Below are 26,295 nucleotides of genomic sequence, written 5' to 3'. Positions count from 1 at the left end.
AGGGCTGACCGCCACGCGGCCCGCCACGCCTTCGCGTGCTGCATCCGCTCGCGCCGGAAACGGGGAAGGGCAGGTGGAGGTCAAAGCGTGGACGGTCGCTGCTGACGAGCGGCGCGGGCCGCACCGGCGGGTAGGAGAGGTGATCGTGTGTCCACAACTTTGGACGCGACGGACGTGCTGGTCGTCGGGGCCGGCCTGGCCGGGCTCGCGTGCGCCCGGGACCTGCTGGCGGCAGGTGTCGGCGTCCGGGTGGTGGAGGCCGGCGATGCGGTCGGCGGCAGAATGCGTTCCGACCGGGTCGCCGGCTTCGTGGTGGACCGCGGGTTCCAGGTGTTCAACACCTCCTACCCCCAGGTCCGTCGCCGGCTCGTCCTGAAGGATCTCCGGCTGCGGCCCTTCACCCCGGGCGCACTCGTCCACGGTCCCTCCGGCCGGCTCCGCTTCTGTGACCCCACCCGCCGCGCGCGCACGCTGCCCGGCCTGGTCGGGGGCGGCCTCGCCGGTCCCCGCGACCTGGTCGCCCTCGGCCTGCTGTCCGCCCGTGACGCACTCTTGCCCCCCGGCCGGATCAAACGGCTCGCGGACACCACCACCCGCACCGCACTCGCGGACGCCGGCATCTCCGAAGCGTTCGTAGAGGGGTTCTTCCGCCCCTTCCTGTCGGGCGTCTTCCTGGAGGACGAGCTGGTGACCTCCGCACGGATGTTCCACCTGGTCTGGCGGAGCATGATCCGCGGCACGCTGTGCCTGCCCACCGACGGCATCGGGGCGGTCCCGCAGGCCCTCGCGGCCGCCCTCCCCGGCAATACCGTACGGCTGGAGCACGCCGTGGCGGAGCTCACGGACGACGGCGCACTGACCACGGCGGGCCAGGAGATCCCGGCGCGCGCAGTCGTGGTGGCCACCGGCCCCGGGGGCGTGCGGGCGTTGCTGCCCGAGGTCGCCCTGCCCGCCTACCGGATCGTGACGACGTACTACCACGTCGCGCCCCGGTCTCCGCTGGGCGAGCCGACGCTGCTGGTGGACACCCGTCGGCGCTTCCTCAACACATGTGTCCTCAGCGACGTCGTCCCCGCCTACGCCCCGCCCGGCCACGCCCTGATCGCCACATCGGTCCTGGGCCGGGACGTGCCCGGGCGTGAGGGCCGGCTCCGCGCAGCGCTGGGCGAGGCGTACGGAACGGACACGGACGGCTGGGACCTGCTGACCGTCCGCACCATCGAGGACGCGCTGCCCGCGATGACGCCGCCGCAGCCGCTCACCCGGACCACGCGCACGGCGCCTGGCCGGTACGTGTGCGGCGACCACCGCGCCACCGGCTCGGTCCAGGGCGCGCTCGCCTCCGGCGCGCGCGCCGCCCGGGTGGTACTGCGCGACCTGGGGCGCCGGGGCGGGTCGGCGGGAGATCTTCCCCTCCCGGCGTGCCAGGATGCCGGGAGGGGACCGTGAGGACGTAGAGCGGACAGGGGCGAGCCATGATCAACGGTGTACACGTCATCCTCTACAGCCACGACGCCGAGGCGGACCGCGCCTTCATCCGTGACGTCCTCGGCTTCCCCGGTGTCGACGCGGGCGGCGGCTGGCTCATCTTCGAGACGCCCCCGTCCGAAGTGGCCGTGCACCCGACCGAGGGCCCACCTCGGCACGAGTTCTACCTGATGTGCGACGACCTCGAATCCCAGCTCGGTGAGTTCCGGGCCAAGGGCGTGGAGATCACCCGCCCCGTCAACGAACAGCGCTGGGGCAGACTGACCGCGGTCCGTCTTCCCAGTGGCGCCGAACTTGCGCTGTACGAACCGCTGCACCCCGTCGCCCGAGGCTTGTGATCCCGCAGCGCGCGGCTCACGGACACACGGGGCCGACCGATCGGCCCCGCAGGTACGCCAGCCGTCGCGGCGTCGGAATGTCCGAGCAGTGTGGTGCGGGTCTTGCCCGTCGCCGCGTCCCAGAGGCGGACCGTGCACTCGAAACTGCCGGTGGCGACGGTGCGTCCGTCCGGGCTGAGGGCCATGGACGTCACCCGGTCGGTGAACTCACCGGACCGGACTTCGACGGCTTCGGACAGATGGCCGAGGGATTGGCCAAGCTCCGCTTCTCGGCTCAGCGACTGATCGTCGGACTGGGCTTCACCGCCGTCGCAGTCACAGCCAGGTATCAGCTCCCCGTCACCTCTGTGCCCCGGTTGGTGCGATCGTGGCTGTCCCCGGCCACCTCACCCTCAGGTGGCAGCCGGCCCGACCCTTGGCGATTTCGAGCCGTCTCGCCTCAATGACGCCACCAGGCTTCACCGCGGGGTCCCGCCCCGCATCCCGGGTCGGCCGTACGCGTGAGCGCTGTACCTGGCGTGTCCCGCGGCGCGGCTTACCAGGCGCGCGACGCACCGCCGACCACGGGGCCCGGTGGAACCGGCTGCCCGCGCCGGTATGGGGGACGAGGCCGCAGCGGAGGGGGAGGCGTCCGGGTACGAGCCGGTGAGGAGGTCGAGGGCCACTCCGGTGATCCCGCGCTACTCCGCGTTCCCCCTGCGCTCCCGCGTCTGCTGGCCGGTGGGGTGTGGTCTGCGGCGCGGGCCGGGTCGCGATGTCTCCTTCGTCGCGGACCGCCACCGCTGGGCTCGGCGCCACGCCGACCAGCGGGACCACGGTGAACTCCGCGGGCATGCCCCGTCCGAGCGGGGCCAAGCCGACCGCGTCCGGCGCGCAGTCCGACCACGTCGGGTCGGTCAAACCGGTGTCGCGGGCGTGGATGCCGGTGCCGGTGCCGGTGCCGGTGCCGGTGCGGGTTCGGCGGTAGGCGGCGGCCGTTCTGGCCGTTCCCGGGTCGGTGCCGTTGCCCGGGATGCCGACGGTGAGGGTCCGTGCGCCGGTTGCTGCGATCCCGCGTATCCGGACGCGGTCGGCGTGGTCGAGCAGGGTTCGCGCCTCGTAGGGCAGCACCGTGCGCACCGGAGCGAGCCCGCGAGGGGCTGCGCCCTTGGAGCGCGAGGTCGGCGGGCGCGGCAAGCCTGCCCGCTGGGCGTTCCCGGAGCGTGCGTGAGCCCCCCGTAGCCCGCGCTGGAGCGGGTAGGGTCGGCTGCTCAGCCGATCACGGGGGGAACCCATGCTCAACCCATTGCTGCGCCGTGCCGCGGTCGCGGTCCTGGCCGCGGTCTGTGTGTCCTGCACGACGGTCCCGAAGGACGACAAGCCCGCCGGCGCTCCCGGCGCAGCCGTGGCCGGGGCCGGCACGGCCGCACCGCCCTCGGCGTCCTCGGAGGCTTCCGCGGGCCCCGCGTCGTCGGCGGGCCCCGCGCCGTCCGAGGGCCCCGGGACCCCGGGGCCCGAGAAGGTCCGCGACGCGTTCGCCGGGCTCCAGGCGACCCTGGGTGAAGCGTGCACCCCGGGCAACTGCGCCTACTTCCTGGGGCGGGTCCATGACGAACTCCACCGCATGGACCGCGCCATGAAGGCGGACCCGAAGGGCCCCGGCCACTTCCCCGAGCCGGTCGCGCTGATCGAAAAGCTCGACGCGACGCTCGGCGGCGACCGGTCCTTCGACAACCTCAAGAAGCACCAGACCGAGCTGATCGCCACCCGCGACGAGATCAACACCTGGATGCAGGGCCACCCCGACGACTACCGCTGACGCGGCACGCCCCGCCGCCGGCGGCGGGCCGGGTCAGATGTCGATCACCCGGTAGGCGATCGTGTACACGCCGCCGGAACCCTCCAGCGACCGGTACTGCACCTCGCCGTTCGCCTCGCTGCCGGTGACCAGGGTCGCACCCAGCTTGTCGTCCGAGCTGGTCGAGTCGTAGTCCCACAGCGTGAGCGTGCGTGCCTGCTGCTTGCCCAGGACGAGTGCCGCGTTGCCGTTCGCGTCGCTCAGCGACCGCAGGTAATTGGTACCCATGGTCTGGTACTTGGCGCTGCCGGGCCAGACCTTGACCTGGTTGCCGTTCGCGTCGGTGATCTTGATGTACGCCTCGTCGTGGTCGCCCTCGCTCTGCTGGTGGCAGGTCAGCTCCAGCAACTCGATCCGGACGTAATCGATCGGCTCGGCCTGAGCGGTCCCGGCGAAGCCGGCGAGGCTGCCGAGCGCGAGCAGGCCGGCGGCTGCGAAGCGTACGGTGTTGCGGCTCATGGTGTACCCCCGTGTGTCGTGTCACCTTTGCGGTGACCCCGGTGTGCCGGCCCCCCGGCACATCCCCACTGTGCGCCGTCAACCCGCCCCGGATCTACGCGCGTTCCGCTGAGTGGAACGCGTGAGCCGCGGTACGAAGGGGAGGCGCGCCGGCCACGGGGAGGCGCCGGCCGGGCCTGCGGTGTCAGCGCAGCAGGCCCGGCGGGAGAGCGGACGGGCGCTGCGGAGCGCGGGCGAGGCGCCTGGTGATGGCGGCGCCGGCCTGGGCCACGCCCTGCGCCAGGCGGTCCAACGGCTGCCCCGCCGGGGCGGATCCGGCCGGGCCGGGCGCGGGGACCAACGCGGCGAGCGCCGCCACCACCGAGCCGTCGGGGGCCCGCACGGGAAGCGCGGCGCAGCACACCCCTGCCCGGACCTCCTCCCGGTCGAGGACCGGGCCAGGCCGGGAGGGGCCGCGCAGGGCGCGCCCCGCGGCCGTGTCCAGCGGGAAACCGCTGCCGTTGCGCACCGGGAGCACCGGCTCCAGCGCCCCCGGCACCGAACTCACCGTCAGCGCGAGGTCCTCGTGCAGCACGGTGAGCACGACGCTCGCCCCCGTCGCCGCCCGCAGCCGGTGCAACGGGAGACGGGCGGCCTCCCGCAGCCCCGGGTGGGGCTGCCAGGCCTGCCCGATCCGGTACAGCCGGGCCCCCAACCGGTAGCGGGCGCCGTAACGTTCGACGGCGCCCAGGGAGATGAGCTGGTCGAGGAGGCGGTGGACGGAGGCTTTGGGTACCCCGCAGACGAGGGCCAGTTCGGTCACCCCCGCTCCGTCCTCCCGCCGGCGGAGGGCTTCCAGCAGGGCGAAGGCCCCTTCGAGCACGCCGCGCCCCCGGACCGGCCCCGAAGGGCCCACGGCGGAGCCGGCGCCGGACCCGGTTCCCGCTCCGGCGCCGGACCCGGAACCGCTCCCGGCAGCGGCCGCCCCCGCGGCCGTGCCCCCGGAGACCCTTGCGGTGCCGGCCACTGCCGGCTGGTGCGGTGCGTGCGAGCGCGCGGACGCGGACACGGTTCCCCCCGGAACTTCTCCACCCGGCCGTGGTCCCCCGATGGCACGACCCGGGCACCGCCCATGATGACGCGGACGGTGCCCGGGATGAAGCGTTTCGCGGCGTGCCGCCGCTCGCGGTGCCGGGACCAGGCGCGACGGGCCGGACGGAAACGGTGCCGGCAGCTCCTTGGAGGGAGGCGCGAGCAGCCCCGCCGCGCTTCACCCGGCTGCACGCCGGCTCCGCCGCCGAGGGGAACGCACTTGTGCCGCCGCGTACCTTGCCGCCTACGTCAGTCGGGCGTGGCGGCCCGGTGCTCTCGACGGGTCATGCCCGCAGGTACGTGAGGACGGCCAGGACCCTGCGGTGGGTCTTGTCCGTCGGAGGTAGGTCCAGCTTGGTGAGGATGTTGCCTATGTGCTTGCCGATCGCCGCTTCGGAGACCACCAGCTGCTTGGCGATCGCGCCGTTGGACCTGCCTTCGGCGATGAGTGCCAGCACCTCTCGTTCGCGCGGGGTGAGCTGTTCCAACGGGTCGCGGCGGCGGCGCAGCAACTGGCGCACCACTTCGGGGTCGACCACCGTCCCGCCGTCCGCCACCTCGTGCAGCGCTTCGACGAAGTCCTCGACCTGGCCGACCCGGTCCTTGAGCAGGTAGTCGACGCCTGATCCGTCGCCCGAGTCGAGGAGTTCGGCGGCGTACGCCCGATGCACGTACTGACTGAGGACCAGGACCGGGAGTGCGGGGCGCTGCTCGCGCAGCCGCACTGCCGCGTGCAGCCCCTCGTCCTGGAAGCCGGGCGGCATGCGTACATCCGTCACCACGATGTCGGGTGCCTGCTGTTCGACCGCTGCGACCAGTGCTTGCGCGTCCCCGACGGCCGACACCACCTCGTGGCCGCAGCGGCTGAGCAGGCCGATGAGCCCCTCCCGCAGCAGCACGCTGTCTTCGGCGAGAACTACGCGGAGCGGTCGGCCGCCATGGTCAACTCGCAAGGAAACTCCACACGCAACAGAGTAGGTCCACCCGGCGGACTGGTCAGGGCAAGTCTGCCATCCAGGACGGACACCCGGTCCGCGAGACCGGTGAGGCCGCTGCCTGCCGAGGCGTCTGCGCCGCCGCAGCCGTCATCGCGTACCTCAAGGAACAGGCGTCCGGCGCGATGACCTCCGCCCACCTGCGCGCAGTCGGCCCCGCTGTGCTTGGCGACGTTTGCCAGCGCCTCGCGGACCACGAAATACGCTGCGGACTCGACAGCCCGGGGTGGCCGGCCCGACAGTTCGAGGGCGACGTCGACGGGGACCACGCAGCGGTCGGCAGCGTCGGCGACCGCAGCGGGAAGGCCGTAGTCCGTGAGGACCTTGGGATGGATGCCGTGGATGAGCTCGCGCAGTTCGGCGAGCACCTTGCCCGCCTCCTCCTGGGCCCTGGTGAGCTGGTCGGCGAGCGGGCCGGGCGGGGCGTCGAGGCGGGCCAGCCCGAGGGCCATCGTCAGTGCCACGAGGCGCTGTTGGGCGCCGTCGTGCAGATCGCGCTCGATACGGCGCCGCTCGGCCTCGAAGGCTTCGACCAACCGGACGCGGGAGCGACCCAGTTCGACCACCTCGGCGTCGAGCTCGCCCTCGCGGGAGGCGATCAGCAGCCGGGCCAGCTCGGCGCGGGCGCCCGCCGTGACGCCGAGCACGTAAGCGCCCAGACCCGTCAGGAGCAGGCCCAGTACGGCGACGCCGAACGCGGTTGGCCAGGTGGTGACCGTCCACAGCTTGAGCACCTTCGCCTCGTGACCGTCGCCGACCGTGGCCATCAGCAGCGGGGTGGCAACCACGGACAGGGGGAAGAGCAGGGCGACCGTGAGGGCCAGGGCGTCGATCGGCCACAGCAGCCCGGCGAACAGCACGGCGTACCCGAGCTCCCGCCAGGTCCCCGGTTCGCGAATCCGGGTGGTCAGCCAGGCCCACAGTCCCGGTGTGGCGGGCACTTGGTGCCGGCCGGCCACCGGATCGCGGTGGACCAGGCGCAGTCTGCGCCGCTCCACCTCGGCCACCGGGATGCCGATGAGGCAGACCAGGACGAGCAGTGGCAGCCCCACCAAGACGATGGCGAGCGCACCACAGAGCGTGCCCAGCGTCACGATCACCAGCAGGGCGGCGACGCCGGTGATCGCGCCGGTCAGCAGATACGCGGCGGAGCGCCAAGGCCAGGCCGACAGCAGGAAGTTCGGCCGGGACATGGCCTGCCACACATTCCGAGGGTGCATGTGCATGACCGTAAGTGGCCCCACCGGTCCGGTGCCATCGGTCCAGGGTCCCTATCGGGGGTAGGCCTGGCACTACCCCAAGTCTCGTTCGGGCCGTACTGCGCTACCCGGGGCTTCCGCGGTTTCGTGGAGGAAGCAACGAGCCCGGGAGAAGGCACTGGTGGGGAACAGATGACCAAGGAAGCAATCCGAACCAATGACGCGATCCGATTGCACTCGGTAACGCGGCGGTACGGCACGGGCGGTGCGTCCGTCACCGCCCTGAACGAGGTAACGCTGGCCTTCCAGAGGGGGACCTTCACCGCCGTGATGGGCCCGTCGGGGTCCGGCAAGTCGACCCTGCTGCAGTGCGCCGCAGGCCTGGACCGGCCCACGTCGGGCTCGGTCACCTTGGGTGACACCGAGCTGACCAGGCTGAACGAGACCAAGCTGACCCTGCTGCGCCGTGAGCGCATCGGCTTCGTGTTCCAGGCGTTCAACCTGCTGCCCTCGCTGACCGCCGAGCAGAACGTGGCCCTGCCGCTGCGGCTGGCCGGCCGCCGTCCGAAGAAGCGCCAGGTGCGTGAGGTGCTCGAACAGGTCGGACTCGGCGACCGGGCGCGGCACCGGCCGACGGAGATGTCCGGTGGTCAGCAGCAACGGGTCGCTCTGGCCCGCGCCCTGATCACCCGCCCCGAAGTGCTGTTCGGCGACGAGCCGACCGGCGCGCTCGACTCGCAGACCAGCGGTGAGGTGCTGACCCTGCTGCGCGGCATGGTCGACCGGGACGGCCAGACGATCATCATGGTCACCCACGACCCCGTGGCCGCCTCCTACGCCGACCGCGTGGTCTTCCTCGTCGACGGCCGTGTCAACGACGAGTTGATCGGCGTCTCCGCCGAGGACATCGCGGCTCGCATGACCACGCTGGAGGCGGTGTCGTGCTGAGCACCACCCTGCACACCCTACGCACCCGCTGGGTGACCTTCGTGGCCAGTTTCGTTGCTCTTTCCCTGGGCGTGGCGCTGATCGCCGTCATGGGGCTGGCCCTGGCGTCCTCGCTGGACGCTCCCGACCGAGGGCCGGAGCGGTTCGCCGCCGCGCCGGTCGTCGTCAAGGGCCAGGACAGCCTCGAGGTTTCCACCTCGATCGGCGACCGCACCCACAAGCTCGCGCAGCCGCGAGCCGTGCCCGACGACGCCGTCGCGAAGCTGCGCGCCCTCGGGACCGTCGTCGAGGACCGGTCGTTCGCCGTGCGGGCCGAGGGTGGGCCCGCCGATCTGGTGGGCCACCCCTGGTCCACCGCGGCCTTCGCGCCGTACGGGCTCACCGCGGGACGCGGGCCCCGGGCCGCGGACGAGGTCGTCGTCAGCGGTGACTGGGCCCGTCCGGGCGCCCGGGTGCGGACCGACGGCGGCACGCTGCGCGTCGTCGGCACCGCGGCCGGGCTCGGCTTCGAGAACGCCGTGTTCTACACCGATACCCGCGCTGCCGAACTGTCGCCGCGCAGCCTCCAGCTCGTGGTCGACGCCGATGCGGCGGCCGTGCGCGAGGCGGTGCGCGGCAGCGAAGGCGTCCAGGTCCTCACCGGGGGCGCGCGCCGGTATGCCGATGCCGACCCCGACCGGGACAGCGAGGCCCTCACCGCGATGAACGCCATGTTCGGCACGGCCGGCGGCGTCACCGGGTTCGTGTCGGTGTTCGTGGTGTCCTCGACCTTCGCGTTCGCAGTGGCCCAGCGGCGCCGCGAGTTCGGGCTGCTGCGCACCGCCGGGGCGACCCCGGGCCAGATCCGGCGCATGGTCGTCTCCGAGGCGCTCGCGGTCGGTGCGCTCGCCTCGGCCGCCGGCTGTGTGCTCGGTTCCTACGGGGCTCCCGCGCTCGCCGCGTGGGCGGTCCACGAGAGTCTTGCGCCCCGCTGGTTCACCATCGGCGACTACACCTGGCCGTACCACATGGCGTTCTGGACGGGCCTGCTCGTGGCCTTGTGCGGCGTGCTGGCCGCATCCTGGCGGGCGGGGCGCACCGGCCCCGCCGAGTCACTGCGCGAGGCGTCGGTCGACACCCGGCCCATGACACGGGGCCGCTGGCTGTTCGGCGCGGCCCTGCTGATCACCGCCGCGGTGACGCTGGTACTGGCCCTGGTGACGCAACCGGGCGACCTGCTGCAGCGCAAGACCTACGTGAGCCGGCCGATGCTGCTGATCACAGCCGTCGCGCTGCTCGCGCCGGTGCTGGCAGGGCCACTGGCCCGGCTGATCGCCTGGGCCCCCGCCCAACTGCCGGGGGCGACCGGGATGCTGGTACGGGAGAACGCCGCTGCCGGGGTGCGCCGCACCGCAGCCGTCGCGGCGCCGGTGTTGGTCACGGTCGCGCTGGCGGGCTCACTGCTGGGCGCCACCGCGACCCTCAACGAGGCGAAGGCCGCTGAGGTGCGCGAGCGGACTGCCGCCGACTTCGTGGTCACTCCGGCGGGCAGAGCCGGCTTCGACGAGGCGACGCTGCGGCGGCTTCGGGCCGTGTCCGGTGCCGAGGTCTCGGCGAGCTCGTCGAGCGCCGTGTACACCCTGGAGGACGGTGTGTCGCTCATCAGGTCCGAGGCCAGAGCCGTCGAGCCGGAACCGCTCGCGGCAACGGCTCGTCTCCCGCTCGCCGCGGGGAAGGCGGGCGATCTGGACGACGACTCGATCATCGTCAACGAGGAGTGGGAGAAGCACACCGTGGGAGAGCGGGTGGACGTGTGGCTCGGCGACGGCACGAGGAAGTCCCTGAAGATCGCTGCGGTCATGACCATCGGCACCGGCAACAACGGCGTCTACGTCACCCCGCGCAACGCCGCCGAGGCGGTCGTCGACCGGGTCGATGTACGCCTCGCGGACGGCGCCGGTACGGCCACCGTCGCCGCCGGTCTGCGTCAGGCGGTACGTGCCTCGGGCGGGGAAGTGCTCACCAGGGACGCCTGGGTGCGGGCGACGTACCCCGAGACCAACCGGACGACCCGGATGGGCTTCTTCCTGGTCCTCGGGATCGCGCTCTTCTACGCCGGCATCTCGCTGGCCAACACGATGGTCATGGCGACCTCCGACCGGGTCCGCGAGCTGGCCGTGCTGCGGCTGGCCGGCGCCACCCGGTGGCAGGTGCTGTGGCTGGTGGGCGCCGAGGCGCTGATGGTGGTCATCGTCGGCGGTTTGCTGGGAGCGCTGGTCGCCGGGCTCAACTTGATGGGCATGTGGAGCGCCCTGGGCCTGCTCTCGGTGCGGACGCCCATCGAGATCCCGTGGGCGACGCTCGCGGCGGCCCTGGGCGCCTGCGCGGTCCTAGCCGTGATCTCGGCGGTCGCTCCGGCCGGCCTCTTCCTGCGTCACAAGGCGGTGCAGCTGGCCGGAGTGCGCGAGTGACGTCTGCTCCGGCGCCGGCTCGCCCGGATGCACACCTCGTGGATCACAGGCCCAGGGATCCTTCCCGTTGGCGGGAGGGAGCATCGGACCCCGTCCCGACCGGATGATCACGTGACCTCTGACGGATGGCGCTCCTGGTGAGGGCCGGCCTGCGCGGCGCTCGGGTGGGACGGGTTCCAGAGACGGTCGGCTTCGCCACGGACGAGGTGGTCCTCGTAGATCCGCACTTTGTACCGCATCACGTCCAACGCTTCCTGCAACTCCTGGATCTGCGCCTCCACGTGGTTGACGTGCCGGCGCAGCAACTCCAGCCGATCGCGTTCGGTGCCCGGTCCCTGGCGGGCCAGTTCGACGTACTGACGGATCGTCGCCAGCGGCATACCGGAAGAGCGCAGCTTCGTGCAGATCCCCAGCCACTCCACGTCTTTCACCGATGCTCAGGTCCATGAGCGACTCCCCTCGTGCAGTTGATCTAGACCCGACTCTAGGTTCTAACGTCGAGCTGTTGCCCAACCGGGTGATCAGGAAAGGGAGAACATGAGCGTGTGGTTTGTCACCGGTGCATCGCGCGGGCTCGGCGCGGAGATCACCCGCGAGGCGCTGGACCGAGGGCACAGCGTCATCGCCACGGCGAGGGATGTGTCGTCGGTTCTCGATGCGTACCCGAACAAGCCGGCCGGACTGTTGGCCTTGAGCGCGGACGTGACCGACGAGAGCCGGCTGACCGCTGCGGTGCGAGCCGGCCTGGCGGAGTTCGGTCGGATCGACATCGTGGTGAACAACGCCGGTTACGGCCTCGTGGGCGCCGTCGAGGAGGTCTCCGATCAGGCAGCCCGGGCTCTCTTCGACGTCAACGTGTTCGGTGTGCTGAACACGCTGCGCGCCACCCTGCCGACGCTTCGCGCCCAGCGATCCGGACATGTCCTGAACATCGGCTCTGTGGGCGGCTTCGCCACCGCTCCGGGCGTGGGTCTCTACGGCGCGTCGAAATTCGCCCTCGAGGGCATCTCCGAGGCGCTTCACGGCGAGCTCGCACCGCTCGGCGTCCGCGTCACGATCGTGGAGCCGGGCGGCTTTCGTACCGACTTCCTCAACAGCGCGAGCCTGCAGGTCGAACCGGCCTCGATCGCCGACTACGTCACCGGCGCGGGACCGGTGCGCGAGGCCTTGGCCCGGAACGACGGCCGCCAGCCGGGAGATCCGGCGAAGGCAGCGAAGGCCATCGTGGACGTCACCGAGGCCGCGGAGCCGCCGCTGCGCCTGCAGTTGGGCGCGGATGCGGTCGACCGCGTCGAGGCGAAGCTGGACCTCGTGCGACGTGAACTCGACGGATGGCGCCCCGTAGCGCTGTCCACCGGCATCTGAGCCATCGCAGCCGGCGAACCGCATTGCGAGGTGAACGACGTTCACCTACCGTGGTGAACGTCATTCACCTTCAAGGGGGTTTCGCGGTGTCCACTGATTCGCCGTCCCCATCCCCGTCCGCGTCCCCATCCCCGACCGCCGCTCGCCGCGTCATGGCCGTTCTGGCAGCAGGGGGCATCGTCACCACGCTGGTGCAGACCGCCGTCGTGCCGCTGCTGCCGCAGTTGCCCCGCCTGACCGGCGCGGCGCCGGTCGATGTCGGGTGGGTGGTCACGCTCACGTTGCTGACCGGGGCGGTCGCGACGCCGTTGCTGGGCCGGGCCGGGGACATGTACGGCAAGCGGCGGATGTTGTTGGTCGCGCTCGGTGCCCTCGCCGTCGGGTCGCTGGTGTGCTCGTTCGCCTCCACCCTCCCTTGGCTTTTGGCCGGCCGTGGGCTGCAGGGGGTGGGGGCCGCGGTGGTGCCGCTGTCGATCAGCTTCCTGCGGGCCGTGCTGCCGCCGCATCGGACGGGTTCGTCGGTTGCGCTGATGAGTTCGACGGTGGGGATCGGTGCTGCTCTCGGTCTGCCACTGGCCGCGCTGCTGGTGCAGTTCGCGGACTGGCATGCGATGTTCTGGGCGATGACCGTGCTCTCGGCGGCGGTGCTCGTGCCGGCGTGGTGGGTGCTGCGGGAGGAGCCGGTTCGGTCGCCGGGGCGGTTCGACCTGGTCGGGGCGTGCGGGCTGAGTGCGGGGCTGGTGCTTGTGCTGCTGGCGTTGTCCAAGGCGGGTGAGTGGGGGTGGGGCAGTCGGCGGGTTCTGGGTCTGTCGGGGGCGGCGCTGCTGATCCTGGCGGGGTGGACCGTCCAGCAGCGCCGGGTGGCGCGGCCGCTGGTGGACGTGCGGCTCGCGATGCGTCCGGCGGTTCTGCTGCCGCATGTGGCCGCGTTGTTGGCCGGGTTCGCGTTCTACGCCAACTCCCTCGTCACCGCGCAGCTGATCCAGACCCCTCGGGTCACCGGGTACGGTCTGGGTCTCTCGGTGGTGGCGGCGGGTGCGTGCCTGCTGCCCAGCGGTGTGATCATGGTGCTGTGCGCTTCCTTGTCCGCCCGACTGTCCGCCGCCCGTGGGGCCAAGGCCACGCTGACCCTGGGCACGGTGGTCATCGCGGCCGGGTATGGGCTGCGCTTCGCCGACAGTCGGCAGCTGTGGACGGTCATCGCCGGTGCGGCCGTGGTATCGGTCGGCACGGCGCTCGCCTACTCCGCGCTGCCCATGCTGATCATGCGGGCGGTGCCGCTGGAGCAGACCGCCGCGGCGAACGGCCTCAACGTCCTCATGCGCACCATCGGCCAGGCCCTGTGCAGCGCGGTGGTCGCCACCGTGCTGGCGCAGCACACCCGCGTGTTCGCCGGCGCGCCGGGCGTGGCCGTGGCGGCGCCTACCCTGGGCGGGTACCGCGTGGCCTTCGCCGTGGCGGGGGCGGTCGCGTTGCTGGCCTGTGCGGCCGCCCGCCTCATCCCGCGCCAGCCGCGACCCGCGCCGTCCCCCCTCCAGGAGGCTGAACACGATGCCCGGCCCGAGCTCCGCCTCCCGCCGCAGCGGCCGCCCGCGAACGACGTCCAAGAACCCGCCGGCACCGGTGCCGGTGCCGCCGACGCCCGGCCCGGCACCGGACCGGGCGCCACGACCGCGTGACGCCGACGCGCGGCGGGCGGAGATCCTCGCCGCCGCCCGGCGTGCGTTCGCGCGCCATGCCTACGCCGACACGACCATCGCCGCCATCGCCGATGACGCGGGCGTCAGCCCGGCGCTCGTGATGAAGTACTACGGCTCCAAGGAGCAGCTGTTCAACGAGGTCTTCACCTTTGACGCCGACGCCACCGCCCTGTTCGACGCCCCCTTGGACGGCCTCGCCCGGCACATGGTCCTGCACCTGCTCGCCACCCAGCGCGGCCAGACCCGCGACCCGATCCTGCGCATCGCCTTCTCACGTCACCACCTGGAACTCGGCGGACAGGCCCGGGCCAACTTCCGCACGCAGGTCATCGACGCCCTCGCCGCCCGACTCCCCGGGCCGGACGCCGCGCTGCGAGCGGAACTGGCCATCGGCGTGCTGCTCGGCCTCGGGGCCCTGTACGCGACCGTCCAGGCCGACCGGTTGACGAGCCTTGCCCCCGACGAAGTGGCCGATCTGTACGTCCCACTCCTGCAACCCCTGCTCGACGGCGAGGCTCCGGCGCGTCGCTGAGCAGTACTGGTCGAGGTCGACAGCTTCGAACAGGCCGTCGCAGCTCACGCGAGTGAGGCCTACCACCAGGCGCTGCTCGTCCTGTCCGACGGCGTCGAGCGCGACTTCCGCATCGTCGAAGGCGTTGAGGGCGTCGCGGTCTGCCGGCGATGACAACAGACCGCGGTGCGCCCTCGGGCAGTCTCAGTCATCAGCTCCGGCTGCGAGCACGGCTGCTGCGCTGACCTGCCGGTGGCCCTCCTCGCCCCGGAACCAGATCCATGCCTGACGTTCGCGCGGGAACTCCCTGCTCACGCCGGCGAACTCCATGACGGCGACGGCATCGGACATCCGCCAGCTCAGCATGGGGCCTGACGCTTCGGCGACCTCGCCGAGGCCGTCCAGTTGCCGGGCGACAGCGGGGCCGCGGCCGCCGATCGGCCACGGATCCCAGGCAGAGACCTCGTCCATGAGGGCGTGGGACTCGATTCGGTGGATCATGGATGCCTCCGTCTCCTGGAAGACTCCGTCGCCGGCGGTAGTCTCGGCTCCCACGCGCCCGTCGGTGTGGACGAGGTAGCGGACCGGGTGGGCGGCACGCGGTCCGTCCCAGTCGAAGAACCAGCCCCTAACGGGATCGGGCCACACGTGTGCGCCCAGCTCGTGGCTCCACTCAAGGCTGTACTCCGAGCGCCCGCCGTTCGCGTCCGCGAGACTTCGGCGCACGGTGTAGCGCAGTCCTCCGTACCTCTGGGCGAAGCCCTCGCGCCGGATCACCAGGTCCATCGGGGCGGGGATCAGTCGACCCTTGCGGTCGCGGACCCGCAGCAGTTCCGTGGGCAGCCGGGGCTCCGTCGGCTCCTGCCGGGATCCGGTGCGGTGGAGTAGGCATCGGGCGCGCGGCGAGAGGCCCGAGGGGTCTTCCAGGATGTGCATGTACTTCTTTTTTCGACGTGAAGACTGCGACTGCATCGGCATACGCACCGTACTTGGCTCACCCCGGCCGCGTGAAGCCGGCTTCGTCCGCCCGGCCGTGGCGAACAGCGCGGTCCGGTAGCGCAGCACGTCAAGGGCGGTGACGACGGACCGCCCGGCCGGCGGGTCGGGTCGACCCCGAGCTGACCGGGCCGTCCGTCGCCCCACGTGACCGAGAGGCCCGCGGCAGTGTCACCGAGACCGGGCCGAGCCGGGCTCACGCCCGCGGCCGGGCCGTTCTCAGGAGTGCGAAGCGACCTGCGCCGGCGCAAGCCGGGACGGGACGGTCTCCGCGGCGGAGGGCGGCCCGGGCGGGGTGCCGTCGCCGAAGGGACGCCCGCCCAGGGCGGCGCGGCCGTGCGGTGCGAGCCAGCCCGACGGGTCGGGGCCGAGGGGAACGAGCCCGGACGGGTTGATGTGGCTGTGGACGAGGTAGAAGTGCTGCTTGATGTGGTCGAAGTGGACCGTGTCCCCGAAGCCGGGCGTCTGGAACAGGTCCCTCATGTACGCCCAGAGCACCGGCATCTCCGAAAGCTTCTGCCGGTTGCACTTGAAGTGGCCGTGATAGACGGCGTCGAAGCGGACAAGTGTGGTGAACAGCCGTATGTCCGCTTCGGTGATGGTGTCGCCGACGAGGTAGCGGGAGCGCTCCAGCCGCTCGGAAAGCAGGTCGAGGCGGGTGAAGAGACGCCCGTACGCCTCGTCGTACGCCTCCTGGGAGCCGGCGAAACCGGTGCGGTAGACGCCGTTGTTGACGTCGGTGTAGACCTCCTCGTTCACCGCGTCGATCTCCGCTCGCAGATGGGGCGGGTAGAGCGCGGGCGCCCCGGCCCGGTGGTGGGCGGTCCACTCCAAAGACATGTCGAGGGTCATCTGCGCGTAGTCGTTGGTCACCACCTCGCCGGTCGGCACGTCCACGATCGCGGGCACGGTGATGCCCTTGTCGTAGCCGGGGTCGCGGGCGAAGTAGGCCTCCTGGAGGCGCTCGATGCCGAGGACCGGGTCCCGGCCGCCGGGGTCGAGGTCGAAGGTCCAGCTACGGACGTCGTGCGTGGGACCGGCGACGGCCATGGGCAGGGCCTCCTCCAGTCCGAGGAGCCGTCGTACGATCACCGCGCGGTGGGCCCAGGGGCAGGCCAGGCTCACCACGAGACGGTAGCGGCCGGGCTCCACCGGGAACCCGTCGCGCCCGTCGGCGGTGATCCGTGTGGTGATGTAACGGCTGTCGCGGGAGTACCCCTTGCCGGGGTTCACAGAGCTCATCCCGGAGCCCTACCCAGGAACCGCCGACCCGAGCAGCCGCTCCAGCCCGGCTCTGCCGCCCCTCGTCCCGGCCTCCACTTTCCGGACCGGGGCACCGGTCGGTTGCGGTGAACCGGACTACACCCCTCCGCCCCCGACACGGAACCGGACGGCCCGGGCGGCCGGCCGTACACGGGTAGGCGCCCGCGGTCAGGCCGCCACGCTCGCGTTGCCGGCCCTTCACTCGGAGGGGGAGACTGAACCCGGAGGTGGCGACCGAAGAGGAACCGAAGAGGAACAGCGGCACGAGGGAGGCCTGGGTCATGGGCGCATACGTCCCGCTACCGGGCGTGCAGACGTGGTACGAGGTGGAAGGCGACGGCGAACCCCTGCTCCTGCTCCACGGCGGCCTGTGCACGAACGAGACCTGGGGCGGCCAGCGGGCCGATCTGGCGGCGCGGTACCGCGTGTTCCTGCCGGAGCGTCGTGGACACGGGCACACGCCCGACGTCGAGGGGCCGCTTTCGTATCAGGACATGGCCGACGACACCGTCTCCTTCCTCGAAAAGACCGTCGGCGGCTCCGCCCATCTCGTGGGGTGGAGCGACGGCGGAATCGTCGCCCTGCTCGTCGCCATCGCCCGTCCCGACCTGGTCCGGAAGGTCGTGGCCATAGGAGCCAACTTCCTCCCCTGCCCGCAGAGCATCGCGGAACCGAGCTCGCTGGACCACATGTCGGCCGACGCTCCCGACATGGCGCTGTTCCGCGAGCTGTACGAGGCCACCTCGCCGGACGGAGCCGCCCATTGGCCGGTCGTGGTGGGCAAGGTGATCGAGATGATCCGCACCCAGCCCGACATCCCCACCGAGGACCTCGCTCGTATCAGCGCGCCCACCCTGGTCGTCGTCGGCGACGACGACCTGGTGACGCTCGAGCACACGATCGCCCTCTACCGCGCCGTCCCAGACTCCCAACTGGCCGTCGTCCCGGGAGCCTCGCACGCCGTTCCGGTGGAGAAGCCGGAAGCAGTCAACCGGCTCATCCTCGACTTCCTCACCATGGACCCGAGCCCGACCATCTTTCCCATCCGGCGCGCCACGGCGCCACCTGCGGGCAGTGCCCAGGCCTGACCTCTTGCACGCGCCCGCTGCCCGGCGTCTCACCGCCCGGCGTCTCGCTGCCGGCACGGCGGGGGAGGGGCGCGGCCGGTCGGTGGACGGAACGGGTCCCCGTGCCTGCTACCCGGGGAGGCGGAAGCCGTTGAAGAGGTCGTCCATGCCGCGCAGGGCCAGGCGGGCGGGGGTGGCACGGACCGCGAGGTCACGGGCGACCACCGCGAGCGGGTTGCGGAGGGCACCCAGGCGGCCGACCCGGCGGGCGCGGACGCGCACGGCGTCGGTGCGGTCGCGGCGTGCGGCGGTGTAGGCGGCGAGGGCGGCCGCGACGGAGCCGGTGCTGTCCCCGCTGTCCTGGCTGTCTCCGGCGGGGAGCAGCTGGGCGAGGATCACCGCGTCCTCGATGGCCTGGCAGCCGCCTTGGCCGAGGTTCGGGGCCATGGCGTGCGCGGCGTCGCCGACCCAGGCGATGCGGCCGCGGTGCAGGCTGGGCAGCGGAGCGGCCAGGTCGTAGAGGTCGTTCTGGAGGACCTGGTCCGGGTCGAGGCGCTCGACGCGGTCCAGCAGGGCCGGAATCGGGTGGTGCCACGAGCCGAAGCGGTGCCGCAGTTCGGCGCGGGGGTCGGACGACCGGGTGCCGGCCGGGACGATCGCGGTGGCGTACAGGTAGAAGCGACCGTCGGAGAGCGGGGTCACGCCGAAGCGCTCGCCCCGCCCCCAGGTCTCGCTCATCGCCGGTATCCGCAGGTCCGGCGCGTGCACGATGGTCCGCCAGGCCGTCTCGCCGATGTAGTGGAGGCCGGGGTGGGCGGGGAAGTGCGTGCGGCGCAGCGGGCTGTGGATGCCGTCGGCGGCAACCACCAGATCGGCGGGAAGGTCAGGGCCGGCTGCCGTACGTACGGTTGGACGGCCCCCGGCGTCCTCGACGGCGGTCACGGTGGTGCCGTAGCGAAGGGACTCCGGCGGGAGTTCGGCGGCCAGGGCCGCGGTGAAGGCCGGGCGCGGGACGGCGATCGGGGGCGTGCCGTAGCGCGCCGCCATGTCCGCGGTCGCGGTCCGGGTGAGCCACCGGCCGTCGGAGCGGCGCACACCCATCACCGTGGGTACGGCGCTCCCGGCGGCGCGGGCGGCGTCCGTGCCGATGGCGTCGAGTGCGCGCAATGCGTTGGGAGCCAGGCCGATGCCGGCGCCGGTGCAGGGGAGTTCGGGCGCGCGCTCGCAGACGGTGACGCGCCAGCCGCGGCGGTGGAGTGCGAGAGCGGCCGTGAGGCCTCCGATACCGGCCCCGGCCACCACCGCATGACGTTTCGGCATGGAACACATCTCCGTTCGGTTCGGGCGTTCATGCACCCTCTACAGATGTAGAGCCCTCACTCTACAGCTGTAGAGTGAGGGTATGTCCAGCCCCGACCGCCGCACCCTCATCGCGGACACAGCGATCGCCACCGTGGCCACGGCCGGCCTGCGCGGGCTCACGCACCGCGCGATCGATACCGCGGCGGAGCTGCCCGCGGGCAGTACCTCCTACTACTTCCGTACGCGTACGGCGCTGATCAGCGCCTGCTATGCGCGCATCGCGGAACTGGACCTGGACGACTTCGACTCGGGGCAGCCGGTTCCCTCCGACGCCGGGCGGTCGGTTTCGCGGGAGGAAGCCGCCGCCGCGATCGGGGCGCTGCTGCACCGCTGGTTGACCACGGGCCGCGAGCGGCAGCTGGCGCGCTACGAGCTCAGCCTGGAGGCCGCCCGCACCCCGGAACTGGGGGCGGCCCTTCACCAGGCGGGCCTGGCCGCTCGCGCCCGTGCAGCCGCCGCTCTTGCGGCACTGGGCGCCGCCCGGCCTGAGGAGGCCGCCGAGTTGCTGGTCGCCTGGACCGAAGGGGTGCTCTTCGACGGTCTCGTGGGTGCGATGGCCCGCACCCGGCCCGCGCCCGACCGGGCGGAGCTCACGGCAGTCGCTCGCCGGATGCTCGACGCTGCGCTGGCCGGTGACTCGCCAGGGGGATAGGTGCGGGCGAGGATGGGAGACGAACCCCGGCGCGGGCCGCCGCCACTTTGGCGGCGGCCCGCGCTGTCGTGTGTCCCGGACGGTCCGCAGTCGCGCAGGGGGATTTTCGTCCTCGCATCCGCGTACGCGTAAGCGGCTCGTGCGGAGTCTGCCGATGTTCGCTCTTTAGCGGCACCTGCGTTTGCGCTCCACGCTTGCGCGCCAAGATCAGCCCGACGGCACGAGCCGTCAGGACCCCCTGAGGTGGACATGAGCGATCGACAGACCGGAACCGTGAAGTGGTTCAACGACGAGAAGGGCTTCGGCTTCATCACGCCGGAGAGTGGCGATGACCTCTTCGTGCACTTCAAGTCCATCCAGTCGAACGGATTCAAGTCCCTGAAGGAGGGCCAGCAGGTCACGTTCATCGTTACCAGCGGGCAGAAAGGCATGCAGGCGGAGGACGTGCAGGTCATCTGACGACCCACGTGAAGCGTGACATGTTACTGAGCGCGCCAATCGGCCGAACCGGCCAACTGGCGCGCTCAGTCACAGTCGGACGCATGGCGGTTGAGGTGCTGGTGTCCGTACCGGATCGGACACCGCCTCCGGCGGGTCAGCGGGAGCGGTGGACTGCCTGGAGGGCCGCCCACTCCGGGGCGGGAAACTCGTGGCCCCAGCGCCTCCGGTACCCATCCGTCCCGTGCTCGGAGAGAAGCTGCTCGATCATGGCCATGAAGGCTCCTACGAACGCCTCTGCCGGTACCCGGCCTGCCCAGACCAGTCTCGCGTCCGACCACCAGGACGACGGCTCGTTCAAGTCCGCGAACTCCACGATCTGAACGAAGACCTCCTTTTCCGCTCGGTTGAAGAAGACTCTCGTCCCGCTCGGCTCGTTGAAGAACGTCACGAAGGTCGCACTGCACTCAAGCAGCAGATCCCGGACGGCGTTCATGAAGCAGGCCAGGACCTCGGGTCCTACGTAGGAGGCGCGCACCGTCTGTTCCGCAGCGTCCACCGACCACGACCAGGTGGCCGATCCGAACCCACCGAGCTTCCAGTGCATGCGCTGGCCATGGGTCGAAGAAACGTCGAATGGGCTGTGAACCATGCCTTCCCCCTGCGCCAGGTGGTGCTGGCCCTGGAAATCGCCGAGTCAACCGGGACTCGCTCACGAGCACGACGATGCCACAGACGGGATCTCAGAGGCAGGCTGCAGCAGCCGCATCATCGATGTATAGAAATCTTGACATCGTGTCGGGATTATTTGACACTCCATGGTGTCGGGTCCTATTCGCATGGGGAGCCCTTGTGGCATTCGAAGAGAAACGGGCCTGGATCCTGGCCCTGGTCACGATCACGTCGTACGCGGCGTACCTGGCGGTCGTCCTCGGTCAGGGCGGACATGCGCCCCTCGCACACACGCCTTACGTGGCAGCGCTGTTGTGGACGGTCGGCGCCTCCATCGCCGCGTCCATCGTGCTGCACGTCATCGTGTCCACGGTGTCGCGCGAGGGGGCGAACCTCAAGGACCAGCGCGACGGGGAGATCCACCGCTTCGGCTCGTACGTCGGCCAGTCGTTCCTGGTCATCGGCGGCGTAGCCGGGCTCGTCCTGGCCATGGCCCGCGTCGACCAGTTCTGGATCGCCAATGCGATCTACCTGGCGTTCGTCCTGTCCGCGCTCCTCGCATCGGGGGCGAAGATCGTGGCCTACCGGTTCGGCCTCCACCCGTGGTGAGGCCGACCAGGGTCACCAACGCGATCCGGGCCTTGCGGTTCGCCCACGGCGAGATGACCCAGGCCGAACTCGCCCGCCGCATCGGGGTGACCCGCCAGACCGTCATCGCCATCGAGCAGGGCCGCTACTCGCCCTCGCTGGAGATGGCCTTCCAGATCGCCCGGGTGTTCGCCGTTCCGCTCCAAGACGTCTTCCAGTACCCCGAATCCGAGGTAGAGGCTCCATGAAGGCAGTCGTCCACAACAGCTACGGACCACCCGAGGTCCTGCGCCTCGAGGAGGTCGCCGAGCCGGCGAAGCCGGGCAGCGGCGAGGTGCTGCTGCGCGTCCACGCCTCCGCGGTCGATCCGGGAGTGTGGCACGTCACGGCCGGGCTGCCGTACCTGATCCGCGCCACGCCCTACGGCCTGCGCGGGTCGAAGCCCCGCGTGCGGGGCATGGACGTGGCAGGTGTCGTCGAGGCCGTCGGCCCGGGGGTGAGCCGCTTCCGGCCCGGCGACGAGGTGTACGGCACCTGCGACGGAGCATTCGCCGAGTACGCGTGCGCCAAGCAGGACCGGCTCGCGCCGAAGCCGTCCGGCCTGGACTTCGCGGCGGTGGCTGCCATACCCGTGTCCGGATGTACCGCCCTGCAGGCCCTGCGGGACGCCGGACGCGTGCGGGCCGAGCAGCGCGTCCTCGTCATCGGCGCGTCCGGCGGGGTGGGCGGCTTCGCCGTCCAGCTCGCCAAGGCCTTCGGCGCGCACGTCACCGGCGTCTGCAGTGCGGCCGGTGCGGACCTGGTTCGCTCCCTCGGCGCGGACGAGGTCATCGACTACACCCGCGAGGACCCGACGGACGGCACCCGCCGCTACGACCTCGTCCTCGATATCGCCGGAAACCGGCCGCTGCACCGGCTCCGCCGCGCCCTCACCCCGCGTGGAACCCTCGTCATCGTCGGCGGGGAGGGCGGTGGCAGGTGGACCGGCGGCATGGGCCGCACACTGCGGGCACTGATGCTGTCGCCGTTCGTCGGCCAACGGCTCGTAGGGCTGGTCTCCTCACAGAAGCACGACGATCTCCGGCTTCTCGCGGACCTGGTCGAGGCCGGCACCGTGAAACCCGTCGTCCACCGGACGTACCCGCTGGCCGAGGTCCCCGAAGCCATTCGGTACCTGAGAGGCAATCAGACCCTCGGCAAGATCACCATCCGCCTGCGAAGGTCCGGCGGGCCCGGCGCGGCGGCGATCGGACGGCCGCCTGATCTCGAAACCCTGTGCCTGCGGCACGCCGAACCGCCACACCGCGACGCGCCCGCCGGACCTTCGCAGGGGTCCGGCCGTCTGCTCTCCGCGTTGCGATCAACCGGGTGGCAAGGCGGCTATTGCTCCTCGGCGGAGGTCCGTCGTACCTCGAAGTGGAAGCATCCGTATTCCAGTGCCCTGACGTGCACGAGCACCACGTCCGGGTCGTCGAACGCATCGTCGAAGGCCGCATCGAAGCCGGCGGTGGCGTCGGCCGGAATCTCCAGAAGGCGGCCACCTGCGATGTGACCCCGGGCGTCGTAGCGGCGCACGGTACGCAGAGCGCCCGGTCGAGCGAAGGGGTAGTGCTCGCCAGGGGTGAACCCGCCGCAGTCATCGGCGTGGATGAAGACGGGGCCCTGTTCGTCGTAAGCGCCCGGATCTGCCCCCGTCGCGGCGGCCCAGCGGCGCAACGGGGCGTAGGAAACAAGGGCGATCCGCTCGCCGAGCGTGATGGGGAGCAGGCAGCAGCGCAGGGGGGAGCCCGCGTCGACGCGGGTCGCGTGGTAGGGGGCGCAGGGACGGCCCGCGTCGTCGGCGACTCGAAGTTCCTTGAGGGCGGCTGTGTCCACAGGGAACACGGTGTATTTGGTCATGCGCCCATGCTGGATCGGTGCACGGTTATGCGCTGGCAGGAAACCGACGTCGCGTGGGTGCGTGCACACCGGAAGGCTCACCGGAAACGCCACTCCCGCTGAGCCGGAGGATCAGCGAGAAGGCGGAGGGTCCGGACCGGGTCGTCGAGCTGTCGGTCAGGTGGTGGCGGTGAACGCGGGCAGGTGCTCGCGAAGGAAGGCGTGGAGCGTCCTGGCGGGGCGGCCGAGGAGGGTCTCGATGGTGTCGTTGGGGGATTCCGGACGCTCCGTGGCCAGTCGCTGGATCTCGACGACGTGGCTCGCGAGCCAGGGTGGCATGTGTGCGGTCGACAGCAGATGGCTGTGGAACTCGTGTGGTGGCAGGTCGATGTGACGGACGGGGCGACCGGTCAGCTCGCCGAGTAGGCGGGCGAGTTCGGAATGGCTGAAGGCCTGCGGGCCGGTCAGGGTGTACGTGGCACCGGCGAGGCCGGGAACGAGAAGGGTCTCGGCGGCCACGTCGGCGATGTCCCGGACGTCGACGTAGTTGCAGGGCGCGTCGCGCATCGCCCCGATGAGCACGCCCTGGGCGACCGACGGGGCGTTCAGGAGCAGCTTGTGCATGAAGGCGTACGGTCGGAGCAACGTAGCCGTCATGCCGGTCGCCGCCAGGTGTTCCTCAACTCGCACGTGTCCGCGCGAGATGGCCACTGGTGAGGCGGGCTCGGCAGCCGGAGCGGAGAGTTTGACTACGTGCTGTACCCCGCACAGGGCCGCGGCGTCCACGGCGTTGGTCTCCAGCTCGACTTGACGCGGGCTGTTGGCCATGGCGAGGAACAGCTGCGTGGATCCTTGGAGGGCGGCGCGGAGCGTACGGGGATCTGCGGCGTCCGCCCCGACGATCTCGACCGAGGTTCTTGCGCCAGTGGCGTCGCGCAGTGCGTCGGGAGTACGGCTGATGGCCCGGCAGGGGACGTCGAGTTCGGTCAGCCGGCGGAGCAGCGCGCCGCCGGTGGCGCCGGTTGCGCCCATGATGGTGATCACAGTGAGCCCTTCACGGTCGAGAGGTCTGTCGGACGGGTGGGGAGGGCCGGGTCACGTCTGTTGCCGGGAGGTCGCACCGTGCCACCGCCAGGTGACGATGGTGGCGGCCAGTGCGGCCGAGAGCGGCAGGTCGATCCGCAAGCGCTCCAGCCATCCGGCGTCGGGCACCGGCGTGTGCGACGGCAGCCACTGGGAAGTGAACCACCCGAGCAGGCCGGCGACTGCGGCCGCCGCAACGGCGAGTCCGAGGGCGAGCGCCAGTCGCGGTGCCGAGGTCGTCCAGCGGCGTGGCCGGCCACGCCGGTGCAGCCACGCGCCGACGACGCACGCCACGAGGGCGGACGTGGCCCCGATGGAGGTGACGGCGGCCATGGTGAGTTCGGGCTGCCCGGTGAGGACTCCGCCGAGCCCGGCGGTGAGGGCGGGGGCCAGGTAGGCGGCTGCGACTTCCTTCCGGAGGGCGAAGGGGCGCGTGGCGGAACCAGGTACAGAGATTCCATGGGGAGGGCTCACAAGTCTCCTCGAGATAATTAGGTGGCTAACTATTTGGGTGCGGCTGAGTGCGTCACTTGGCCACGGCGACTGTTTCTTGCGGAAAGCCGGGGTCCTAGTCGGCGGTCAGTGCACCGATCCGCCGGGTAATCCGCTCCAGGAGGTCCAGGAACAGCCCCCGCTCGTCGACGCTCAATCCGTCGACCAGTGCCTCAAGTCGAGCGAAGTGGTCCGCGGCCATGTCGCGCAGCCGCTGGGCGCCGCGCGCGGTGAGGACCACCACCGCGCCCCGCCCGTCCTCGGTGGAGGCGCGCCGAGCCACCAGGCCCTCGCGCTCCAGTCCGCTGACAAGGCCGGTCACCGTAGCGCGCGAGACGCCAAGGCTCCTCGCGAGGTGCGACGGCGACTTCTCTCCGTCGTTGTCCTCCAGGTCCACCAGCAGGCGGTAGCGCCCGGTCGACAGCCCGGAACGTGAGAAGTGCACTTCTGACGCCCGGTCCAGGCGCGCCCCGGCCGCCATCAGGCGCACGGCGACGAGTACCGCCTGCGGATCGGCGTCCAGCCCGTACCGCGCGATCTGCTTCCGTGCCTGATCGAGCGTGGGTGTAGCGCCGGCCGTCGCGTCCTCGTCACTCATGAGATTTAATATGGCAGCTAACTATTGGCCGGTCAAGATGCACTGGGCAGATCCTCGCCCTCCGGCTCAGGCCGTGGCGGCTACTCGGCTGGGGGCGTCGGGTGGGGGCAGGGTCTTGAGGGGGTCCTCGGCGAGGTGGGCGACGTGCGTGAGCGCGTTCTCGTAGACGGGTCGGGGGAAGGCGAACGGCCCGATGGCGAGTTCTCCCCAGGCCGGGCGGTGGGGTTGGTGGAATGCGGACCACGTGACGGTCTCGGGCGTGGCGGTGATGCGGGTGAACAGGGGCCAGCAGTCCCAGATACCGCAGGGACAGCCCAGCACCGCGGTGGCGTCCGTCGGTGCGTGGCGGAGCCCCGGGGTGGCGTTGCCGAGGAAGTGGGATGCGGCGTCACCCAGGTCGGACTCTGCCAATCCGGCGTACTGGCGGAGCAGGAAGTCCTCCGCGTCCTCGGGCGTCCTCCTGTAGGCGCTCTTCTCCTACAGCCACAGTGGCCGCGTGGCATCGGCGGCGTGGACGCGGAGGTCGGAGCCGTCGATGCGGATGCCCCACAGGCGGGCGGAGGTGTAGGTGAAGAACTCGATGTGCTGCACGGAGTCATTGTCCGGGGTCAGGGCCGGCCGCTGATGCGCCGGCCGGACAGACGGATCCGTGCCCCCGGATCCCTGCCAACGCGGCTTTCGCTCCGTTCGGCGCCCCAACGGGCGGCCTCGTGGTCACCCCTGCCCCGTGGAGGTCCGCGACCGTACTGACGGTGATCGACCGGACGGCTCCGCTCCACCCTGTGGGCGCCCACCGGGCGAACAGCGACGTACTGGGGAGTGCGCCATGGCCGTCGTCCATTGGC

At 71.5% G+C, this 26,295-nt stretch carries 27 protein-coding genes and 3 pseudogenes; 15 read left to right on the top strand and 15 right to left on the bottom strand.

Annotation, left to right across the window (positions count from 1 at the left end; all coding sequences use genetic code 11):
* Nucleotides 1-147 precede the first annotated feature (147 nt).
* Both OHA81_RS01880 and OHA81_RS01875 read left to right on the top strand, forming a co-directional pair.
* Complete coding sequence (locus tag OHA81_RS01880) at nt 148-1,449, top strand: NAD(P)/FAD-dependent oxidoreductase (protein ID WP_329192062.1); 1,302 nt, start codon at nt 148-150, stop codon at nt 1,447-1,449.
* A gap of 26 nt (nt 1,450-1,475) precedes the next feature.
* Nucleotides 1,476-1,826 (top strand): VOC family protein, encoded by a 351-nt coding sequence (locus OHA81_RS01875; RefSeq protein WP_329192060.1) that lies wholly within the window; start codon nt 1,476-1,478, stop codon nt 1,824-1,826.
* A gap of 128 nt (nt 1,827-1,954) precedes the next feature.
* On the opposite strand, the pseudogene OHA81_RS01870 reads toward OHA81_RS01875, so the two are convergent.
* Nucleotides 1,955-2,065, bottom strand: a pseudogene (locus OHA81_RS01870) (hypothetical protein); the annotation flags it as partial.
* Between the two features lie 1,034 nt (nt 2,066-3,099).
* On the opposite strand from OHA81_RS01870, the gene OHA81_RS01865 reads away from it, so the two are divergent.
* Nucleotides 3,100-3,624 carry a hypothetical protein gene (locus tag OHA81_RS01865; RefSeq protein ID WP_329192058.1) on the top strand — a complete coding sequence of 175 codons (525 nt, stop codon included), beginning with the start codon at nt 3,100-3,102 and terminating at the stop codon, nt 3,622-3,624.
* A gap of 33 nt (nt 3,625-3,657) precedes the next feature.
* On the opposite strand, the gene OHA81_RS01860 is transcribed toward OHA81_RS01865, so the two are convergent.
* The 4 genes from OHA81_RS01860 to OHA81_RS01845 form a co-directional block, all read right to left on the bottom strand.
* The gene (locus OHA81_RS01860) at nt 3,658-4,122 is read right to left on the bottom strand and encodes a hypothetical protein (protein WP_329192056.1); all 465 of its coding nucleotides are present in this window, start codon (nt 4,120-4,122) and stop codon (nt 3,658-3,660) included.
* A 184-nt stretch (nt 4,123-4,306) separates the two neighbouring features.
* Nucleotides 4,307-4,984: a helix-turn-helix domain-containing protein gene (locus OHA81_RS01855; protein ID WP_329192055.1), complete on the bottom strand. Its 678-nt coding sequence runs from the start codon at nt 4,982-4,984 to the stop codon at nt 4,307-4,309.
* A 493-nt stretch (nt 4,985-5,477) separates the two neighbouring features.
* Nucleotides 5,478-6,146: a response regulator transcription factor gene (locus OHA81_RS01850; protein WP_329192053.1), complete on the bottom strand. Its 669-nt coding sequence runs from the start codon at nt 6,144-6,146 to the stop codon at nt 5,478-5,480.
* The gene (locus OHA81_RS01845) at nt 6,110-7,381 is read right to left on the bottom strand and encodes a sensor histidine kinase (protein WP_329201946.1); all 1,272 of its coding nucleotides are present in this window, start codon (nt 7,379-7,381) and stop codon (nt 6,110-6,112) included. Before OHA81_RS01845 ends, OHA81_RS01850 begins: the two co-directional genes overlap by 37 nt.
* 198 nt (nt 7,382-7,579) lie before the next feature.
* Here OHA81_RS01845 and OHA81_RS01840 point away from each other — a divergent pair, with 198 nt between their 5' ends.
* Nucleotides 7,580-8,335 (top strand): ABC transporter ATP-binding protein, encoded by a 756-nt coding sequence (locus OHA81_RS01840; protein ID WP_329192051.1) that lies wholly within the window; start codon nt 7,580-7,582, stop codon nt 8,333-8,335.
* The gene (locus OHA81_RS01835; protein WP_329192049.1) at nt 8,329-10,785 is read left to right on the top strand and encodes an FtsX-like permease family protein; all 2,457 of its coding nucleotides are present in this window, start codon (nt 8,329-8,331) and stop codon (nt 10,783-10,785) included. Before OHA81_RS01840 ends, OHA81_RS01835 begins: the two co-directional genes overlap by 7 nt.
* A 107-nt stretch (nt 10,786-10,892) precedes the next feature.
* Here OHA81_RS01835 and OHA81_RS01830 read toward each other — a convergent pair whose 3' ends face one another.
* Nucleotides 10,893-11,216 (bottom strand): MerR family DNA-binding protein, encoded by a 324-nt coding sequence (locus tag OHA81_RS01830; RefSeq protein WP_329192047.1) that lies wholly within the window; start codon nt 11,214-11,216, stop codon nt 10,893-10,895.
* A gap of 106 nt (nt 11,217-11,322) precedes the next feature.
* On the opposite strand from OHA81_RS01830, the gene OHA81_RS01825 reads away from it, so the two are divergent.
* The 4 genes and pseudogenes from OHA81_RS01825 to OHA81_RS01810 form a co-directional block, all read left to right on the top strand.
* Nucleotides 11,323-12,150, top strand: a complete 828-nt coding sequence (locus OHA81_RS01825) for an oxidoreductase (protein ID WP_329192045.1) — start codon at nt 11,323-11,325, stop codon at nt 12,148-12,150.
* Between the two features lie 152 nt (nt 12,151-12,302).
* The gene (locus OHA81_RS01820; RefSeq protein WP_329192043.1) at nt 12,303-13,829 is read left to right on the top strand and encodes an MFS transporter; all 1,527 of its coding nucleotides are present in this window, start codon (nt 12,303-12,305) and stop codon (nt 13,827-13,829) included.
* Nucleotides 13,780-14,382: a TetR/AcrR family transcriptional regulator gene (locus OHA81_RS01815; protein WP_329192041.1), complete on the top strand. Its 603-nt coding sequence runs from the start codon at nt 13,780-13,782 to the stop codon at nt 14,380-14,382. The genes OHA81_RS01820 and OHA81_RS01815 overlap by 50 nt, the downstream gene beginning before the upstream one ends.
* A gap of 3 nt (nt 14,383-14,385) precedes the next feature.
* Nucleotides 14,386-14,535, top strand: a pseudogene (locus tag OHA81_RS01810) (DUF1330 domain-containing protein); the annotation flags it as partial.
* A gap of 30 nt (nt 14,536-14,565) precedes the next feature.
* Here OHA81_RS01810 and OHA81_RS01805 read toward each other — a convergent pair.
* On the bottom strand, nt 14,566-15,297 hold the full coding sequence (locus OHA81_RS01805; protein WP_329192039.1) for a hypothetical protein: 732 nt from the start codon (nt 15,295-15,297) through the stop codon (nt 14,566-14,568).
* A gap of 279 nt (nt 15,298-15,576) precedes the next feature.
* Nucleotides 15,577-16,599 (bottom strand): glutathione S-transferase family protein, encoded by a 1,023-nt coding sequence (locus tag OHA81_RS01800; RefSeq protein WP_329192037.1) that lies wholly within the window; start codon nt 16,597-16,599, stop codon nt 15,577-15,579.
* A 302-nt stretch (nt 16,600-16,901) separates the two neighbouring features.
* On the opposite strand from OHA81_RS01800, the gene OHA81_RS01795 reads away from it, so the two are divergent.
* Nucleotides 16,902-17,708 carry an alpha/beta fold hydrolase gene (locus OHA81_RS01795; protein ID WP_329192035.1) on the top strand — a complete coding sequence of 269 codons (807 nt, stop codon included), beginning with the start codon at nt 16,902-16,904 and terminating at the stop codon, nt 17,706-17,708.
* 108 nt (nt 17,709-17,816) lie between these two features.
* Here OHA81_RS01795 and OHA81_RS01790 read toward each other — a convergent pair whose 3' ends face one another.
* Complete coding sequence (locus tag OHA81_RS01790; RefSeq protein WP_329192033.1) at nt 17,817-19,007, bottom strand: FAD-dependent monooxygenase; 1,191 nt, start codon at nt 19,005-19,007, stop codon at nt 17,817-17,819.
* Between the two features lie 82 nt (nt 19,008-19,089).
* Here OHA81_RS01790 and OHA81_RS01785 point away from each other — a divergent pair, with 82 nt between their 5' ends.
* Both OHA81_RS01785 and OHA81_RS01780 read left to right on the top strand, forming a co-directional pair.
* Nucleotides 19,090-19,701 (top strand): TetR/AcrR family transcriptional regulator, encoded by a 612-nt coding sequence (locus tag OHA81_RS01785; protein ID WP_329192031.1) that lies wholly within the window; start codon nt 19,090-19,092, stop codon nt 19,699-19,701.
* A 249-nt stretch (nt 19,702-19,950) separates the two neighbouring features.
* On the top strand, nt 19,951-20,160 hold the full coding sequence (locus OHA81_RS01780; protein ID WP_329192029.1) for a cold-shock protein: 210 nt from the start codon (nt 19,951-19,953) through the stop codon (nt 20,158-20,160).
* Nucleotides 20,161-20,296: 136 nt separating this feature from the next.
* Here the strand turns inward: OHA81_RS01780 and OHA81_RS01775 are convergent, their stop codons facing one another.
* On the bottom strand, nt 20,297-20,791 hold the full coding sequence (locus OHA81_RS01775; RefSeq protein ID WP_329192027.1) for a hypothetical protein: 495 nt from the start codon (nt 20,789-20,791) through the stop codon (nt 20,297-20,299).
* A gap of 200 nt (nt 20,792-20,991) precedes the next feature.
* On the opposite strand from OHA81_RS01775, the gene OHA81_RS01770 reads away from it, so the two are divergent.
* From OHA81_RS01770 to OHA81_RS01760, 3 genes and pseudogenes are all read left to right on the top strand, one after another.
* A complete protein-coding gene (locus tag OHA81_RS01770; RefSeq protein ID WP_329192025.1) occupies nt 20,992-21,420 on the top strand; it encodes a hypothetical protein in 429 nt (142 codons plus the stop codon).
* Entirely contained in the window at nt 21,414-21,647 is a 234-nt protein-coding gene (locus OHA81_RS01765; RefSeq protein ID WP_136216746.1) for a helix-turn-helix transcriptional regulator, read from the top strand. Before OHA81_RS01770 ends, OHA81_RS01765 begins: the two co-directional genes overlap by 7 nt.
* Nucleotides 21,644-22,591, top strand: a pseudogene (locus OHA81_RS01760) (NAD(P)-dependent alcohol dehydrogenase); the annotation flags it as partial. The gene OHA81_RS01765 and the pseudogene OHA81_RS01760, both read left to right, overlap by 4 nt.
* A gap of 188 nt (nt 22,592-22,779) precedes the next feature.
* Here the strand turns inward: OHA81_RS01760 and OHA81_RS01755 are convergent.
* The 5 genes from OHA81_RS01755 to OHA81_RS01735 all read right to left on the bottom strand — a co-directional run bounded on the left by OHA81_RS01755 (nt 22,780) and on the right by OHA81_RS01735 (nt 25,861).
* A complete protein-coding gene (locus OHA81_RS01755) occupies nt 22,780-23,298 on the bottom strand; it encodes a DUF1203 domain-containing protein (protein ID WP_329192023.1) in 519 nt (172 codons plus the stop codon).
* 156 nt (nt 23,299-23,454) lie between these two features.
* Nucleotides 23,455-24,309 carry an NmrA family NAD(P)-binding protein gene (locus OHA81_RS01750; RefSeq protein WP_329192022.1) on the bottom strand — a complete coding sequence of 285 codons (855 nt, stop codon included), beginning with the start codon at nt 24,307-24,309 and terminating at the stop codon, nt 23,455-23,457.
* Between the two features lie 63 nt (nt 24,310-24,372).
* The gene (locus tag OHA81_RS01745) at nt 24,373-24,834 is read right to left on the bottom strand and encodes a hypothetical protein (RefSeq protein WP_329192020.1); all 462 of its coding nucleotides are present in this window, start codon (nt 24,832-24,834) and stop codon (nt 24,373-24,375) included.
* Between the two features lie 94 nt (nt 24,835-24,928).
* Complete coding sequence (locus OHA81_RS01740) at nt 24,929-25,450, bottom strand: MarR family winged helix-turn-helix transcriptional regulator (RefSeq protein WP_329192019.1); 522 nt, start codon at nt 25,448-25,450, stop codon at nt 24,929-24,931.
* Nucleotides 25,451-25,516: 66 nt separating this feature from the next.
* The gene (locus OHA81_RS01735) at nt 25,517-25,861 is read right to left on the bottom strand and encodes a hypothetical protein (RefSeq protein ID WP_329192017.1); all 345 of its coding nucleotides are present in this window, start codon (nt 25,859-25,861) and stop codon (nt 25,517-25,519) included.
* Nucleotides 25,862-26,295 lie beyond the last annotated feature (434 nt).

Source organism: Streptomyces sp. NBC_00667 (assembly GCF_036226825.1).
Classification (GTDB): Bacteria; Actinomycetota; Actinomycetes; order Streptomycetales; family Streptomycetaceae; genus Streptomyces.
This window is presented reverse-complemented; position numbering and strand designations above follow the sequence as displayed.

Coding starts and splice junctions, on each gene's coding strand:
- OHA81_RS01755 (WP_329192023.1), bottom strand. CDS start 23,298: ATGACCAAATACACCGTGTTCCCTGTGGACACAGCCGCCCTCAAGGAA.
- OHA81_RS01875 (WP_329192060.1), top strand. CDS start 1,476: ATGATCAACGGTGTACACGTCATCCTCTACAGCCACGACGCCGAGGCG.
- OHA81_RS01750 (WP_329192022.1), bottom strand. CDS start 24,309: ATGGGCGCAACCGGCGCCACCGGCGGCGCGCTGCTCCGCCGGCTGACC.
- OHA81_RS01840 (WP_329192051.1), top strand. CDS start 7,580: ATGACCAAGGAAGCAATCCGAACCAATGACGCGATCCGATTGCACTCG.
- OHA81_RS01740 (WP_329192019.1), bottom strand. CDS start 25,450: ATGAGTGACGAGGACGCGACGGCCGGCGCTACACCCACGCTCGATCAG.
- OHA81_RS01780 (WP_329192029.1), top strand. CDS start 19,951: ATGAGCGATCGACAGACCGGAACCGTGAAGTGGTTCAACGACGAGAAG.
- OHA81_RS01860 (WP_329192056.1), bottom strand. CDS start 4,122: ATGAGCCGCAACACCGTACGCTTCGCAGCCGCCGGCCTGCTCGCGCTC.
- OHA81_RS01800 (WP_329192037.1), bottom strand. CDS start 16,599: ATGAGCTCTGTGAACCCCGGCAAGGGGTACTCCCGCGACAGCCGTTAC.
- OHA81_RS01775 (WP_329192027.1), bottom strand. CDS start 20,791: ATGGTTCACAGCCCATTCGACGTTTCTTCGACCCATGGCCAGCGCATG.
- OHA81_RS01790 (WP_329192033.1), bottom strand. CDS start 19,007: ATGCCGAAACGTCATGCGGTGGTGGCCGGGGCCGGTATCGGAGGCCTC.
- OHA81_RS01795 (WP_329192035.1), top strand. CDS start 16,902: ATGGGCGCATACGTCCCGCTACCGGGCGTGCAGACGTGGTACGAGGTG.
- OHA81_RS01865 (WP_329192058.1), top strand. CDS start 3,100: ATGCTCAACCCATTGCTGCGCCGTGCCGCGGTCGCGGTCCTGGCCGCG.
- OHA81_RS01820 (WP_329192043.1), top strand. CDS start 12,303: ATGGCCGTTCTGGCAGCAGGGGGCATCGTCACCACGCTGGTGCAGACC.
- OHA81_RS01825 (WP_329192045.1), top strand. CDS start 11,323: ATGAGCGTGTGGTTTGTCACCGGTGCATCGCGCGGGCTCGGCGCGGAG.
- OHA81_RS01805 (WP_329192039.1), bottom strand. CDS start 15,297: ATGCACATCCTGGAAGACCCCTCGGGCCTCTCGCCGCGCGCCCGATGC.
- OHA81_RS01845 (WP_329201946.1), bottom strand. CDS start 7,381: ATGTCCCGGCCGAACTTCCTGCTGTCGGCCTGGCCTTGGCGCTCCGCC.
- OHA81_RS01785 (WP_329192031.1), top strand. CDS start 19,090: ATGTCCAGCCCCGACCGCCGCACCCTCATCGCGGACACAGCGATCGCC.